This is a genomic window from Halomonas sp. 72, from assembly GCF_052379785.1.
GTDB lineage: Bacteria > Pseudomonadota > Gammaproteobacteria > Pseudomonadales > Halomonadaceae > Vreelandella > Vreelandella citrativorans.
Genome location: NZ_JBQSYY010000018.1, coordinates 1 through 15,981, shown reverse-complemented (window position 1 = coordinate 15,981; position 15,981 = coordinate 1). Strand labels below are relative to the sequence as shown.

12 protein-coding genes and 1 pseudogene are annotated in these 15,981 nt (G+C 50.5%); 1 reads left to right on the top strand and 12 read right to left on the bottom strand.

The features are described 5' to 3' along the window. Nucleotides 1–27: 27 nt before the first annotated feature. Nucleotides 28–294 (bottom strand): 30S ribosomal protein S20, encoded by a 267-nt coding sequence (gene rpsT / locus ACT3T6_RS14340; RefSeq protein ID WP_009097974.1) that lies wholly within the window; start codon nucleotides 292–294, stop codon nucleotides 28–30. A gap of 518 nt (nucleotides 295–812) precedes the next feature. On the opposite strand from rpsT, the gene cls reads away from it, so the two are divergent. Further along, nucleotides 813–2,267: a cardiolipin synthase gene (gene cls, locus ACT3T6_RS14335; protein WP_193054747.1), complete on the top strand. Its 1,455-nt coding sequence runs from the start codon at nucleotides 813–815 to the stop codon at nucleotides 2,265–2,267. Between the two features lie 38 nt (nucleotides 2,268–2,305). Here the strand turns inward: cls and ACT3T6_RS14330 are convergent, their stop codons facing one another. The 11 genes and pseudogenes from ACT3T6_RS14330 to ACT3T6_RS14280 form a co-directional block, all read right to left on the bottom strand. Beyond that, on the bottom strand, nucleotides 2,306–3,061 hold the full coding sequence (locus tag ACT3T6_RS14330; RefSeq protein ID WP_193054748.1) for an amino acid ABC transporter ATP-binding protein: 756 nt from the start codon (nucleotides 3,059–3,061) through the stop codon (nucleotides 2,306–2,308). Further along, nucleotides 3,058–3,726 (bottom strand): amino acid ABC transporter permease, encoded by a 669-nt coding sequence (locus ACT3T6_RS14325; protein ID WP_172118967.1) that lies wholly within the window; start codon nucleotides 3,724–3,726, stop codon nucleotides 3,058–3,060. Before ACT3T6_RS14325 ends, ACT3T6_RS14330 begins: the two co-directional genes overlap by 4 nt. Nucleotides 3,727–3,806: 80 nt before the next feature. Next, on the bottom strand, nucleotides 3,807–4,583 hold the full coding sequence (locus ACT3T6_RS14320; RefSeq protein WP_172118968.1) for an amino acid ABC transporter substrate-binding protein: 777 nt from the start codon (nucleotides 4,581–4,583) through the stop codon (nucleotides 3,807–3,809). 247 nt (nucleotides 4,584–4,830) lie between these two features. Continuing rightward, nucleotides 4,831–5,520, bottom strand: coding sequence for a cell division protein ZipA C-terminal FtsZ-binding domain-containing protein (locus ACT3T6_RS14315; protein WP_193054749.1), 690 nt, complete (start codon nucleotides 5,518–5,520; stop codon nucleotides 4,831–4,833). A 142-nt stretch (nucleotides 5,521–5,662) separates the two neighbouring features. Continuing rightward, complete coding sequence (locus ACT3T6_RS14310; RefSeq protein ID WP_192528334.1) at nucleotides 5,663–5,863, bottom strand: hypothetical protein; 201 nt, start codon at nucleotides 5,861–5,863, stop codon at nucleotides 5,663–5,665. Between the two features lie 60 nt (nucleotides 5,864–5,923). After that, nucleotides 5,924–6,052: a hypothetical protein gene (locus ACT3T6_RS14305; protein WP_264298682.1), complete on the bottom strand. Its 129-nt coding sequence runs from the start codon at nucleotides 6,050–6,052 to the stop codon at nucleotides 5,924–5,926. 86 nt (nucleotides 6,053–6,138) lie between these two features. After that, entirely contained in the window at nucleotides 6,139–8,025 is a 1,887-nt protein-coding gene (locus tag ACT3T6_RS14300) for a flagellin N-terminal helical domain-containing protein (RefSeq protein WP_192528333.1), read from the bottom strand. Nucleotides 8,026–8,282: 257 nt separating this feature from the next. Further along, a pseudogene (locus ACT3T6_RS14295) lies at nucleotides 8,283–8,595 on the bottom strand (transposase); the annotation flags it as partial. 44 nt (nucleotides 8,596–8,639) lie between these two features. After that, the gene (locus tag ACT3T6_RS14290; protein ID WP_193054750.1) at nucleotides 8,640–13,196 is read right to left on the bottom strand and encodes an FkbM family methyltransferase; all 4,557 of its coding nucleotides are present in this window, start codon (nucleotides 13,194–13,196) and stop codon (nucleotides 8,640–8,642) included. A gap of 182 nt (nucleotides 13,197–13,378) precedes the next feature. Continuing rightward, entirely contained in the window at nucleotides 13,379–14,572 is a 1,194-nt protein-coding gene (locus ACT3T6_RS14285; RefSeq protein ID WP_193054751.1) for a FliC/FljB family flagellin, read from the bottom strand. Nucleotides 14,573–15,254: 682 nt separating this feature from the next. Further along, nucleotides 15,255–15,981, bottom strand: a 727-nt coding sequence (locus ACT3T6_RS14280; RefSeq protein WP_444625955.1) for an Rpn family recombination-promoting nuclease/putative transposase, incomplete at its 5' end; no start/stop codon positions are given.

Sequence of the window (15,981 nt, the reverse complement as noted above, 5' to 3'; positions counted from 1 at the left end):
CCGGTTTTTTTTATGGCGCCTGCCGGCTTACGCCGCCAGTGCCTTAATACGCTTGTTCAAACGGCTTTTCAGGCGCGCTGCTTTCTTCTTGGACAGCACGTCTTTATCAGCAATACGGTCAACGACCGGCTGCATTACCTTGAACTCTTCCATCGCCTTGCCGTGGTCGCCGGTGTTGATCGCTTTGATCACACGCTTGATATAGGTGCGGACCATGCTGCGCTGGCTGGCTTTCAGGACGCGACGAGTCTCGGCCTGGCGGGCGCGCTTGCGTGCTTGCTTGCTGTTCGCCACAGGTATCTCCTTGGAGAATAAAGGTTGCCGCAAATTCGGCAACGGATTAACTATGTGTTCGCCACGCTCATGTTCACTCTAAAAGCTGCCCATAACGCGACTTTCCTTAACAACCAATTGATTCGACAAGCCTTTAAGCTCTGTCAAATAGTGTAGCTGGCAGTCAAATTGCCTGCCCGCCCACGGGTCTTGTCTGAGAGGATGGCGTAGTCTATCACGCACTATTCTTGCTTGCCACACGTTGTCAATGTTTTATTGCATCAGTCGGCTAACCGAATGGTTTACAAGGCGCTCTCAAAAGAAGCGACATGGACTTTGCCCAGCATCTTCTACATTATTGCCATTAAATATAAAAAACCGGTGTTTGCAGCGGCGTTCTTTGGCGGCCGATCCGCTAGCTTATTTACCTCTGAGGCCTGCGTTAGCCGCACGGCCCCCCGTGACTACTAATGGAGGCCCTATGGCGTTCAGGGATAGTCATACTTTCGAACAACTTCACTATTAAAGACGGACTCACTATGTCGGATTTTTCTCTTTGGTTTGCCGCTCATATGCTGGCCTACGTCGCCCTGGTGATCCGCGTGCTGACGGTAGAGGGCAAAGAGCCCGCCTCCCGAGCCGCATGGATATTGATTCTCTCGTTTCTACCTGGTTTAGGCATCATTGCTTACCTGATACTTGGCGAACCCTGGATATCGCGCCGGTCACGACGCAAAGCAATTGGCACCGTCACACGGTTGGTGAAAGCCTATAACGTAGGGAAAACATCGGCTCTGGAGCATGTGCCAGATCGTTTTCGGCCCGCCTTTCGCGCCTGTGAGCATCTGGCGCATAGCGGCGTCACTGACCACAACACCGCCACGTTAACCGCCGACTCCAACGCAGCGATCGACGCGATGGTGGAAGACTTCGATGCCGCCAAGGAGAGCATTCATATCTCCTTTTATATTTGGCTTACTGACAACAACGGCCTCAAGATTGTAGAGGCCGTTAAGCGCGCGGCTGAACGTGGCGTGACATGCCGCATCATTGTGGACGGTATTGGTTCGCGAGCGCTTACCCGTTCAGAGCACTGGGCCGCAATGAAAGCCGCCGGTGTTCAACTGTGCGTATCGCTGAAGGTCTCTTTTGGGCTTGACGCACTGCTTGGAAACCGCGCAGACCTTAGAAACCATCGCAAGATCGTCGTGGTGGATAACCGACTAACCTACTGCGGAAGCCAGAACTGCGCCGACCCCGAGTTTCGTGTCAAGGCAAAGTATGCACCCTGGGTGGATATCATGCTGCGTTTCGAGGGGCCAGTAGTGATACAAAACCAGCTGCTGTTTGCGGCCAACTGGCTGATCGAATCCAACGAGCACCTTGATGTCGCTTGGGAAGTACCGCCATCCTGCACAGAAACCAGCACGGAAGCCATGAACAGCGCCAGCGCGGCTATTGCCTTTGGCACCGGGCCGCTGTCACCTAAAGGCGCCATGTCGGATGTGTTTTCCAGCCTTCTACACTGCGCCCAGCATGAAGTCGTGATTTCGAACCCCTACTTTGTTCCGGACGCCTCGCTGCTTTCAGCGCTGATTGGCTGCGCCAGGCGCGGCGTTCAAACCACGCTCATCCTGCCCCAACGCAACGACTCCTTCGTGGTAGGCGCCATCAGCAAAGCCTATTACGCGCAGCTTGTTGCCGCTGGCGTGAAGATATTCGAATTTCGTGGTGGCCTTTTACACGCAAAAACACTGGTGGTGGATGAAGCAGTGACGCTAGTCGGCTCAGCGAACATGGACCGGCGCAGCCTTGAACTTAATTTCGAGAATAATATTCTACTGCACTCACCCGACGTAGCGAAAAGCATTAGAGAACGCCAAAACGCGTGGCTTTCCGATGCCAATGAAGTGGCCCCCGACCAGGTCATTCATCGCTCGTTGTTACGCCGCATCGGCGATAACGTTGCCACGATTTTCAGCCCGGTGATGTAATCATGAAAGATAGCGGCTACCACTAATAGCAGCACGCTTTAAGGCAGCGGCTGGCCTGTTGGCGCAAGAATTTTGCGCAGAAAATGCTGCGTGCGCGGGTCCCTGGGAGCGGTGAACAGCTCCTCGGGCGGTGCTTGTTCAATAATTTTCCCTTCATCCATAAATATCACGCGATCCGCTACGTCACGCGCAAACTGCATCTCGTGGGTAACGATAATCATGGTTTGCTGCTCGGCGGCAAGTTGCTTCATCAAGCTCAGCACTTCCTCCACCCATTGCGGGTCCAGCGATGACGTGGGCTCATCAAACAGAATGACATCGGCGTTCGCGGCCATGGCGCGGCCAATGCCGATACGCTGCTGCTGCCCGCCAGAAAGCGCCGCCGGGTAAGCATCGGCTTTATCTGAAAGCCCGATCCGCTCAAGAATTTCTCGGGCGCGGGAATGGGCCTTTTCCTTAGGAATTTTATCAACGACGATCATGCCCTCGCTGATGTTCTCAAGCGCCGTTTTGTTGGCAAACAAACCATAGTTTTGAAAGACAAACGCGGTACGCCGACGCAGCTTTAAAATATCGGCACGGCTCGCCTGCTGCGCATCCACGCGCACATCGCCAACGGTAATACGCCCAGACTCAGGCCGCTCTAAAAAGTTAATGCAGCGTAATAGCGTTGACTTACCCGTGCCTGAAGGGCCAATGATGACAATGATCTCGCCCCGCTCAAGCGACAAATCAATGTCGGTGAATACATCTTGTTTACCAAAGCGCTTGGTAACGGCCTCAAGCGAGATCATCGTTGGTACGCCTTATTCAGGTAAATTTCCAGGCGACGCTGCCCCCAGGAGAGAATTTCCACTATGACCCAGTAAATCATCGCCGCGAGTAAAAAAGCCTCCAGGTAGAGAAAGCTGCTGGCGGCCTCTTTTTGTGTGGCTCCCATCAATTCTGTGACGCCCAGCGTAAAGGCCAGCGACGTCGCCTTGATGATATCAATGAAGTAGTTCATCAATGTGGGCGTCGCCACACGGGTCGCCTGAGGGAGAATAATGCGCCGCATTAGCTGCGACTGCGTCATGCCGATAGAGAGCGCCGCTTCTGTCTGGCTGCGGTCAATCCCCACAATGGCCGCCCGAATAGACTCAGCCATATAGGCGGAAAAGTGCAGCGTCAGGCCCATGACAGCGGCGGTTATGCCGTTAATCGACACCAACGCCTCTACCAGTTGGGGCAACCCGTAATAGAACAGAAAAAGCTGAACCAACAGCGGTGTCCCGCGAAAAAACGAGATAAACAGCAGCGAAAAGCCGTTCAACACCGGCACACGGGTCACGCGAATCACGGCCAGAAGACAGGCAAGCACCAGCGCCAGCAGCATGGCGAGGGTCGCCATTTCAAGCGTGAGCGGCACATAGCTTAAAAGGACCGGTAACAGCCCCCACATATAATCCAGGTTTAGCATGTCAGCATCGCTTATAAGCAAAACGGCCGTGGATTACCCACGGCCGCGTTCAATACAGGCTTCCGTTTACAGCGTAGCGGTTATTCCGGCTGCTGCGTGATATCGGTATCAAACCATTTTTCGGAAATTTCACGCAGCGTGCCGTTATCGCGAAGCTCAGTTAGCGCTTCATCCACACGGTCGCGCTGGGCATTGCCTGCCTCGTTGTCACGAAACGGCAGCGCATTCTCGATAACCGTGAAGGGTTGGCCCGCCAACTCCAACGGCAAACCGCGCTCCTTAATCACCTGAGTCGCACTAACGCGGTCCATAATAAAGGCATTGGTGCGCCCCAATGCTACGTCCTGCTCTACGTTGGATTCGTAGGTGCGGATATCAATTTCGTCGGCGTTCGGCAGCTCGCGCAACAACTGCTCGTAGTTGGAGCCCAGGTTAACCGCAACCGATTTACCGGAAAGATCCTCAACGCCGTTAATAGCATCGTTACCCTTCCGGACAACGACCTGCGCACCGTCATACACATAGGGCGCCGTAAATACATACTTGGCTTCACGCTCCGGCGTTATCGTTATCTGGTTGGCAATAGTGTCGATGCGGCCAGAATCCAACATACCTGCTAGTCCCGAAAAACTCGCCGTGACAAACTCGACATCATCACCGGTGACCTCCCCCACCGCGTTCATGACATCGACCTCAAAACCCTTGAGTTCGTCGCGCTCCACAAAGGTAAACGGGAAATAGCCGCCCGACATGCCCACTCGTAGGGTATCTGCCTGGGCCTGAACCGCAGCAAAACCACCTGCCACACTTAAGGTAAGCGCGGCGACTAACGTGTTTAAACGACGTGATCGAGTCATCAGAAGCATCCTCATCGGCAAAGATCATTTGCCTTTTGCAGAGTGTAGGCGTGGCAGGCGCAAAGGCAGCGTAGCCGTTACACGCACATCATAAACACAAAAAAGAATATTAAAAATAGTTTTTATGCATTGAGGTTATTAGAGTTTGGCAAGCGAAACCACTCTGCGCTACGTGTTTGATAGCAGGCACTAATAGAAAGGTAGCTACAAATTACCACCACGCTTAATAGCGCAGTCATAATGGGCATTAACCGCCAGTAATATCCCTGATGGTTTTACGCGAAGCTGGCTGGCGCTCTTCATCAAGCAAGGCCCCACCTAACGCGGCAAGTTCTTCACTCAACTCCACCATTTTGCCCAATTGCACTTTGTCAAAGCCACGTTTGCGCTTGGGCTTATTGAGGATAATGCTGACCCCGCCCAGCAGGTGGTCCTCTTGTTGGAATACCTCTTCTGTAGGCATCAAGCCAGGCGGATACGCATTGGCAATACGTAAGGGGTTTTGTGGGGTAACGCCCAATGCCACATAAATTTTCAACTCTGCATCGAAGTAAGCGCCCCATTTATTCAGGACTAATTGCACCTTCTGATTAAGCTCAATGCTCGGCTGTTGGAACATTACGTAAAATACATGCGTAGGTACCTCTTCAGGCTTGCCAATGGGCTCCTCCAGGAACGGCTCTTCTTGCTCAGGCAAGCCCATGGGCACACGTTCTTCTATAGGCTTTTGGCTAGGCTGTGAGCGTGGGGGAACCGCAGGGGAAGCCGCGGATTTTTCATCACGTTTACCCGCAACCGTTAGCCAAAAGCTATTCCGCTCTCCCAGCCCCAGCGTCTCTCTTTTATATACCAATAAATAACCAGCCACCACCAATGTATTAAAGCTTAACCACCCGGCCCCAATGGCACAGGTCAGCGCCAGCGTATGCGCATTCATTGCTTATAACCCACGTTTTATTGTTAGACGAAAAGTATCGGCCAGTATGGCAAAAAAGCAATTTTAGCGAGCTAGGCAATTAGTGGCATGATGGAGACGCGAGCAAGGCAAAACATCCGTTGCATGTGTGTAAAATTAACCGCTAGCCGTCGTTTTCCAGCATCGCTAACGTATGGTCGTGCTGCTGCTTGATCGCTTTATCGAGGATATCAAGAAGGTGGGCATAATCATCGGGCATGGTTGTATCTAGCCCGTGGGTTTCGGCCTGCTCGATGGTTGTTTGGGTTTCACAGATGAGCGTTTCCAGCTCAAGCACCACGCGTTCATGTTCACTGGGAAGCATATTCACTCTCTTGGCTTGTACGCTGCAAAGCGCTTAATCCGCCTTCTGATGAACTTGCACTCACCGATAAAGCTGAGCAGCATTTTCAACATCAAGGTTGCTTCCCTCCTGCTTTTCAACAACATCAGAATTAGGCACTACATCATAAATAACATCGTAGGCAGAAATAGCCTGCACATTCGTTTTCACACGACCCCCTAAAAAAACCGGCCCCATGAAGGAGCCGGTTTAGGGTGCCTAGCAATTAAGCATGGGCTTTATCATCAATCTTCAGATCAACCCAACAGAGACAGAACGTTCTGCGGGATCTGGTTTGCTTGGGCCAGTACAGAAGCACCTGCCTGCTCCAGAATCTGTGCTTTGGTCATGTTGGTCACTTCCACGGCGTAGTCAGCATCCATAATGCGCGAGCGGGCGGCGGAAAGGTGACGATTGGTTTCGTCATGATTTTCAATGATGGCTAATAGCCGGTTATCCAGAGCGCCAAACTCGCTGCGCTTGTTATCCACTTGGGCGATTGCTCGGTCTAATGTCGCCAGTGGATCAGCAGGGTTGCGGATGCGGCGTGCTTCATCTGTCTCACGTATTGTTACCGTGGTCAGGTTGTTATCCACGTTTGTACTCAGTGAACTACGCACTGGGTAATAAAGGATTACGTCACCGTTTCCATTAACGGTTTGCAGCAAATGCTCGCCTTTTTGGTTCAGCACGATGTTGGCTGTTTTCATCGCACCGCTGCCATTTGACAAGGCGTTTAAATTAAACACGTAACCATTTTCAGGCTCAGCTGCCATGACATCTTGATGCGTTGTGCCGTTTAACTCGACATAGTTAACCTGCACATTGGCATTACTCGGCTTAAAATGCACGAACGATGACCCAGCAACAAAAGGCTGGTCGGTGACCGCCCCCATTGGTGTACGCTCACTTACCACGGTGAACGTACTCTCCGAACCACCTGTTTGGCTGGTCACATCAGCGGGATAATACGCATACTGCTCCCCCGCCAACTGCTCTTCGACATAATAAGTGCTATTTAACTGTACTAGAGAGATGCTGCCGCTGTTGCTTTCATCCTGACCATCCAGAGTCAGGCTATAGTCCGCGCTGCCTTTTTGCACTGCTGGCATATAACGTACTTCACTAATGGGGCCTGGCATATCAGCCGGGGCTACATGCGTGTCTTCCAGCACCTGAGCCACCACACTTCGCTGGCTGTTATCCATGATAAGTTCAACGGGCGTATAGTCGCTCCCACGCGCTATCCAATACTCTCCTCCCGAACGTACGATATCCGCGCTACCTAACGGCCAACTATTGCCGTCCAAGTCGACAGCGCTTCGGGAGTATATAACTTCACCTAATGTGCGTTCAGTCACTGCCTCTCGAACATTAATCGTTACGTCGTTATTGCGGGTATCCGTATCGTGTGATGCGCTAATCGATACATTTTTAAGCTGCCCGCCATCGCCACCTAGCTGGATAACATCGCGGTTATTGAAGCGCACTAAATGTGGTTCGTTATCAGCAGGCACATAAGCAACGCGTGAATACTCCGCATCGTCGATAGGAATACGCGCCGAGCGGCCCGGCAGTGTGTCAGTATGCGTGATGGTGCCGGGTTCGCCCTGAAAGGTAAAATCCTTAAGCCCCAGTGTTTGCACACTAAAGCCGGGGGCGCCTAAATTAACGTTCAGGGTTTCGCCATCGTTGGCGCCTACTTGCAGGGAAAGATGCCCCGCTGTGCCATCCAGAAGCGGAATGCCGTTATATTCGGCAACCTGGTTCAAGCGCTCGATTTCCTTCAGGTTGAGATTAATCTCCGCCTGGATACGGTCGCCCATTTCGCCGTTATAAATTTCACTCAATCCCTGCACAGTAAGCTCACGGATACGCTGCAACTTACCGTTCACCGCCTCCAGCACGCCTTGTGCGGTTTGCGACAACGATATGCCATCGTTGGCATTACGCATCGCCATGCCGCGCCCGCTAATCTGGCTGGTCATGCGGTTAGCAATTGCCTGGCCTGCGGCATCATCCTTAGCGCCGTTGATACGCAAGCCGGATGAAAGGCGCTCCATGGATGTCGCCAGCGCAGACTGATTACGCTTCAGGTTCGCCTGGCCGTTCATAGATGGCAAATTGGTATGGATCGACGCCATTAACGGGCCTGCCTATTAGTAGTAATTACTTGCTTATCGGCCCGGCTATAAAAAACTTTACCAGTGAGTTACAAGAACTCAACTGGTCGTCAGGTATGGAGAGCTATTAACTCCCTCCCCTTATCCACAGAATCTATGCACACAACTAAAAAATCTGCCAAAAACACGTTTCAACACCTCACCGCGCGATACGGGGTTGAATGTTTCGCCTACGGCATGATTGATCCAGCAAGGTTGTCGACGCCGATAGCTGCCCTTTTTTTGGCTGACACGGTAGCGCTGTCCATGCAAGCTCTTGACCAGTCGAGCCTGTCAGCGCTGTGCAATGGCTGCAAGAGGGTTTGATGCAGGCATTCCATACACCTGCTTGCTGCCAATCCCGTCATCGTCGCCAGCAGGTGACGCCCGAACCACTCCTATTTTCTGCGGCAGTATGCGCCATGGAATGCCTGAACGAAGGACGAAAACAATGCCTGTCAGTGCAGTGCGATAGGCTATAGGTGACCTGCCGCCACGAGCACTGACTTGGGGCGTAGGTAACAGAAATGGCCCAAAGTTCGTCTGAAACAACCTTTGAAGTCATACGTTCAGGCTGCAAATGAGAAAGTCATTTTTCAAGGTTTTGAAATACGCTCTAACTCAAGCATAATTTTTCTAGATGCTTCATCAACCGTTTCTGCTTCTTCTTTGGTTAATATATCTTTCCAAATCCCCCTTCTATCTTGAATTGGCTGCTGCATTTGCCAAGCACGGCGCTCTAAGTGAGCTTGCTCACCCTTGCCATCAGTTTTTTGCGGATGGACGCCAAACCAGTCCTTTTTTGACTCATGGTAGTTAAGCATGGCTTGAGAAAATGGAACACCTAAACAGTCACACATTTTTTGAATAGTGTTCTCGGTATCGATAACAACATCTTCATAGTGTATCAAAAGCGAATTTTTCTGCCTACTTACCTCCAGAGACTTCTTACTATCGTTTAGCCATCGATTCAATGCCTGAGAAAAATCGCCAGTACGATTTTTGATTGAAGCAACAACATCTTTTGCTTCTCTTGTCATTACTATAAATTTAGCATCAGTAAATCTCGCCATTATTTTTTCATAACAATACACATGGCGAGGTGTTTTTTCACAAAGCCAATCACTACACAACCCTCTGGCGAGCAACTCCTCTTTATACAAATCACTATCAATATCTTGGTTATCTAAAAACCAGCCTGTTTCTCTTTTAATCGAATATATAGCATCATTCTCGCCCAGAATCGTTGCAATCAATGTGGTGCCTGTATGCCCACAACCCACAACAAAGCAATGCTGTAAAGAAAAATCTACATTTTTATTTACAACTAAAGGCAATTGCTTATTTACTTTTTTAACATATTCATTTTCAAAACTATCAACCAGGAAAGTTTTTATCAAGCGAAGAGAAAAATCATAACTTCCATAAGCCTCATGTAAGATGAAAGCCATCTTTTTAACTTCATCTTCAGTGAGTTCAGTCACCCGGTTAATATCTTTCACATAAACTGCATCCGCAGTTGTCAATTGATTGATACCCTGATGAATTCCACCATTGATTTTCATCGGCGCATACAGGCGCCTTCTTTGCTCCAAAAGCGTGTGCAGCATAAAGCCATTTGCGCGCATCCATTGATCAATCTCAGCGAAAAGAGGCTGATTTTCATAAAGCTGTATGAAATTTACTTCAGTTTGAATAACCAATGCATTTTTTAGCTTATTTTCAGCATTTTTGAAAACATTTAATTCGCCGCCTTGAATATCAATTTTTAACCAATCGATATTCTGAATTTGAGCGACATCATCCAGCCGGACAGTATCGATTTCTTCGATCGATTTAACTTTCCCCCAAATCGGATAGCCCTGAAAGTGATCAAGCACCTGATTATTAGGTTTAAGTGTTGAAGTCATGCCTGAAGCTTGGCAGATATAAAGTTTAGTCCGCTCGCCGGTGCCAACCGCATGTGGTAGGTACGTTTCATTGGGGCCTTTCATCTCTAGCAGCTTTTGCAAGGCCTCTTTCTGTGGCTCAAAACCCACTAGACTCACCAAACCACGCTTAAGAAGCCCGGCATAAGGCGGCGTTCCATCAATAGGGTTTGCGCCGACATCCACTACCTGGATTGGCTCCTCAAGCTCCCACAAGTTTGTAGTTTTTTTATTCGTCTGTGCGCTAGTAGGCGTTGAAACAGGCTTAGCATCATTCCCAGCGGCCTTGTCTACACTTTTTTGTTGGAACACAGTATCGCTACTTAAGAGCGCATCAATATCTTGAGAAATATTATCAGCGACAGGCTGCCTTTGGCTTACCGAGGAGCAAGCCATTTCAGAAGCAGCTTCATCCAGGTTATTGCTAGCAGAATCATCAGTACTGGATTCCAGTAATTTTTCCGTAAACAAATACTGTTCAGCTTTCTCCGTATCAGCTCCCGCCAAGACGTGATACGCCATATCCTTGATGCCATATACGGTATGCAGCAAAAATGCGAGCTTGATTCGCTGTTGATCAGAGAGCGTGCTCATCCGCGCATGGCTGGGTAAAAATAGCGCATCGGCGGACTGTAGCTCCGTTGCCTGGCGAAGCGCCGAAGGAACAGAATCGGGCAATTGGCTAGTATGCTGCGTATTATTAAAACGATAGAAACGAAAACCGTGCCGGGACATCCAATGCTGTATTTCTGCCAGATTTGGCTGACGATAGTGGGTAGGTTGAAACACAATACGCACTTGAATTGCCAACGTCTCACTTAGTGATGCTTCGCCATTTTCCAATATAGCGACAGCATCATTAAGGCCATCAAGAATCAACCAGTCAAGGCTTTCCAAACCTTCGATGCTATCTAACGTAATGGTGCTGATCGGTAGTTTGGCCAGCACTTGCGTCGCTAAAGCCTCGTTACCTGTCGGCTCAGGCAAAGGTTCAAGCGTGCTGCTCAACGTTTCATCTAAACAGGCATAAAGCGTTGCGGGCTTGCCATCACCAAGCGCGGTGTGAGGAAAAACCTGGATATCATCGCTGCCCTGGAACTGGTCAGCGTTTTGCACATGACTCGCCGGGTCGAATGCCACAATACCGAATGCCTTTAATTGGCGAAGCCCTTCTACCCCTTGTTGGCGCAGCAACGCGGCACCATTGTCCAGCGTTATGATTTTACTTGGCAGCGACCAGCTAAAATCATTACTTGCAGCCTCGTTTTCTATTGCATAAGCCACTTCAACCGGTACGCTTTCATCTTTGAAAGTGACTTGCCCTGCTTTATCGAACGTGAGTGCAGCAGGCGGCTTACCTTCGCAGTGACGCTGCCAAATAGCGCGCATGGCGTCGGTAAAGTGTCCCGCAAAGAGAGGGGCGTTACACACCGGTGACGCTAACAGTATTTGACGCAAGTGCTGTCTGATAGCGGCCAGGCTATCGAGATCGGATGCCAGGTCGATAACACGCGCCTTATACTCTTCCCAGCACGTGACGACTAGCTCCGGCATACCCGCATTAACAAGATGGGTCGCACTATGACGCCCTGCAAACGTAGGACCGGGAAGCGTTACAACGGGAACGCCCATCAAAAACGATTCGCAGGTGGTCAAGCCCCCTGAATAAGGCCAAGGGTCCAGTGAAATATCAACCTTGTTATACGCATCCAATAATTCAGCGTGCGAAGAGGGCCCTTCAATAATAAGCCGTGAGCTTTCGATGCCATGCAGTGCCATGGTCTCTCTAATTTTCTGGCAACGTTCCTCGCTCTTATACTGCATACTCTTTAACATTAGCTTAGAGTTAGGCAGCGCATCCATTAGCTTTGCCCACTGCTCTAATACGACATCGTTAAGCTTCGTCGCGTTGTTAAAGCACCCTAAGGTGATGTAACCGTTCTGTCGTGCCGGTAAGGGCCCTACCTCGGGTTCGTAACCACCAGGAGGCACATAGCAAATATAATCGTTAGGTAGGCGAATGAGTTTTTCAACGTACTCTTCATCCACTCCCTCGGGAGTTTCTACGCTATCGCTAATAAGGTAATCAATAGCAGAGAGCCCCGTGGTATTAATTAAACCACCGACCCACTTCACCTGAAGCGGTGCGGGACGCCTACTCACAGCAAGAACCCTGTTGCCCGCATTATGACCCGCCAGGTCAATCAGAATATCAATCTTATCACTGGCGACTTGCTCCGCGACTTGCTCATCATTAAGCGGCTGAATACTCATCCATTTTTCAGATGCTGCTTGTAACCGTTGTGTAATACCATCAATCGCATTATTGGTGCTATAGAGGTAGAGGGCTATCTGCGCTTTCGACACATTCTCCAAAGCAGACGTTATCATTCGCCCAACGGGATGCCCCCGAAAACCGTCAGAAATTAACCCAATTCTTAATTGCTTTTGAGGGTCTACTAAATTGTCGTAGGATTTAATGGTTGTTTGAACAGAAAATTTATTGTCCCATTGTTTACAAAGGCCGGTGATTTCCTCAGCCGTTTTATGAGGATGATAATGGCATGTAGTTATAATATTTGAGAAAGGGCCAGGCGCCAGGGGATTAATACGGTGGGCTTGTTGATAAGCATCCAAGCCTTTATCAAGGTCGCCCACAGCATTATATACATTCCCCAGATTATTCCAGGAAAGATAATTATTTGGTGCAAGTTGCGCTGCCTTCTCTAACGTTTTCTGCGCCCGCGAATATTCAAATTTTTGCATCAAGACGTTGCCTAGTGTGTTGAGCATATCAACATCATTAGGCGCCAGGCGGCACGCTTCATCTGCGTAGGTTAGGGCATCGTCGTAACGCGCCTGCGTGTAGTAAATATAACCGATATAGTGCTGGGCTTTTGCAAAACCTGGCTGGCGCTTTACCGCTTCTTTTAAGAGCGCCAAGCCTTGCTCGGGGTCACCTAGCTGGTGAGTAATCCTGCCTTTTACAGCCAGTGCCTCCGCATCGTTAGGTGTCAGCATAAGCGCCTTATCAAGGGCTTCTAGCGCTTCCTGGCGCAAGCCTGCCTCTGAAAGCTCAGCCCCAAGCTGTTTCCAGGCAGCCGCATTTTGCGGTTGGCGCTCTGCCAGTTTTTTTGCCTTATGCAGCGATGACGGAACACTCTTTCCAGTGACGCTATTCTGGCGAGCTTTCCTGGGCATGGAAGCAGATGTTTTTTTCGACATGAGAAGGCATTCCGCATTTATATTTGCTGGGTAGCATACGCGTATAGAAGAGGCAGCAAAGGTAGGAAAAGCAGCTAATAGATAGCCTAACTAACTGAACGCGTAACACCCAAAACAAGACAGGCCTCCCAAAGGAGGCCTGTATTTTATCCGACAAAGCGGAAGTGTACTGCGCCAGCTTATTAGCCCAGCAGAGAAAGAACGTTCTGTGGAACCTGGTTGGCCTGGGCCAGTACAGAAGTACCCGCCTGCTGAAGAATCTGTGCGCGAGTCATGTTGCTTACTTCTGAGGCATAGTCAGCATCTTCGATGCGTGAGCGTGCTGCAGAAAGGTTAGTTTCGTTGGTTTGCAGGTTGGTAATCGCGGATTCAAAACGGTTTTGAATAGCACCCAAACCTGAACGCAGCTCATCAACTTGTTTTAGCGCATTATCAAGCTGCTCCATCGGGTCAGAAGTAGCAGCGCTTAACAGATCTTTGGCGCCCAGCTTACTACCATCAACAGTGAAGGCAGCATCAGTAGAGCCATTTGCGATAGCCGCTTCAGAAGGCTCAAGTGCTACCTGGAAGGTAACCGCAGTGCCGGAAGTGGCTTCAATACCCTGTAAGCCCAGCGCTTTTACTTCTGATTCACTTGTAGCGGTGATAGTAACATCTACATACCAGTTACCATTGTCGTCAACCTGCGCAGCGCCAGCAGTTGTAACAGAACCGGTAGCAATACCCAGGTTTGTTGCCAGTTCATCACGGAAACCAGCTGCAGAAACAGTATTGCCTGTCACGCCAGTGGCTTTGCCGTATGCTTTTTCGTAGTCAGCTGTTTCTGCAGCGGCAAGGCCTTCACCTGGGCCATTCACATTGAAGCTGGAGAGGTTCAATGTGCCGGCAGTAATTTTTTCCAGTTTAACGTCGATCATTTCGCCGTCGTTAGCACCTACCTGGATAGACAGGTTGCGGTCTTCAGCCAGTACTTTAACGCCGTTAAAGTCAGTCTGCTCAGAGATGCGGTTGATCTCAGTCAGACGCTGATCGATTTCATCCTGGATGGATTTACGGTCGTCAGCAGAGTTGGTGTCGTTCTGGGCTTGAACCGTCAGTTCACGCACACGCTGCAGGTTGTCGTTTACCTGGTTCAGGGCGCCTTCAGCGGTTTGCGCAACAGAGATACCGTCGTTGGCGTTACGCTGAGCCTGAGACAGGCCAGTGATCTGTGAAGACATGCGGTTAGCGATGGCTTGACCAGCTGCATCATCTTTCGCGCTGTTGATACGCAGACCAGAGCTCAGACGCTCCATAGAGGTAGACAGCGCGCTCTGAGATTTGCTCAGGTTTTGCTGACCGATCATTGCTGTGATGTTGGTATTGATCACTGACATGGTGGTATTCCCCTTTCAATAAGACTGGCCACGTGGCCCGCTGTTCGGCGTGTTGTGCGCCGTTATACTTAATAACGGCGCAACGAAGGAAATCTTTAGGGGGAAGTCGTAAAAAATTATGTAATTTTTGGTAATGAGGGGATTATCAACATTCGACACACGGCATGTGGTGGCAGGCGCTGTGTGGGGGATACGTTTATGCTGATTCTTGTGGAGGCTGAGGTTACCCGGCGCTAGCGGCCATGTTGGCCTATAGAGCTGCGTTACTCAACCCCGGCAGCGCGGGGCGCTGCTTCGCCGATGTGTCGGACCACCACTGAAGTGGGCTCCCACAAAAGCAGCCCGAGTGAGTAAGCAGTCTACACAGCCCCCCAACACATCGACACACCCGGTTTTGTGGGAGCTGAGTTCACTCGGCGATGGCGGCGCTAGCGGCGCTAGCTGCCCTTACCCCGGCAGCGGGTGGCACTGCATTGCGGGTGGTTTCTCACAATGAGCGGGGCAGCGGTTTTGTGGGAGCTGAGCTCACTCGGCGATGGCGGCGCTAGCTGCCCTTACCCCGGCAGCGCTATGCGCTGCATTGCGGGTGCGCTTCGCTTACCGCGCACTACATTTGTGCCGTTGGCCTATAGGGTGTGCTGTGTTAGCCACCCCCCGGCAGCGCGGGGCGCTGCTTTCTCAGTCAGTGCTTACCTTCGATACGCAGTTTTGCAATATCATGAATAGATAGGCCCGTCGCTTCGGAAATCTGCTCATCATTTAGCACTCCAAACGATAAGAGGTGGCGTACCGTTTCACGCTTTTCTTGTAACGCGTACTTCTCAGCCTCTTGGCGACCTTCTTGGCGACCTTCCTGACGACCTTCTAGCCGCTCTTTCTTCACCAGGTTTTCCAGGTTTTCTGCCAACATGTTTTTATCCTCCACCAAACTTGTAAGCGCTTCCAGGTTGATGCCTGCGCCAAGCCGTTGCAGGTGGCGCTTCACCCAGCGCGTAATGATTGGGTCAATGCGCGGTTTATGGGGGTCTGCCTGAATGATCGCGACAATGCGGTCAACCGCTTGTTGCAGGCTTTCCCAGCTCGTGGCCGCGTTTTCAATGCTAAATATACCGCTTAGAGGGCTGTGACGCTGCGCTAGTTCCTCATCAGTGTAAGCACCTTCATCAATTAAATAATAGCGCAGATGCGGCTGGTAAGGCTGTAAAAAGACGGGTGGCGTAGGCTGCACCATGTCGTATATATCATGCTTGGCTGACCAGCGTTCTGTCCCGTTATATAACACAACAGGGAACACGGGCGGCAAGCCTTTACCGGGCGTGGTCGCTTTCGCTTTTAGCAAATGGTCATAGAAGCAGGCAACGTAGTGCATCAGCCGAATGGGCATTGTGCGGTCGACCCGGGATTGAAAC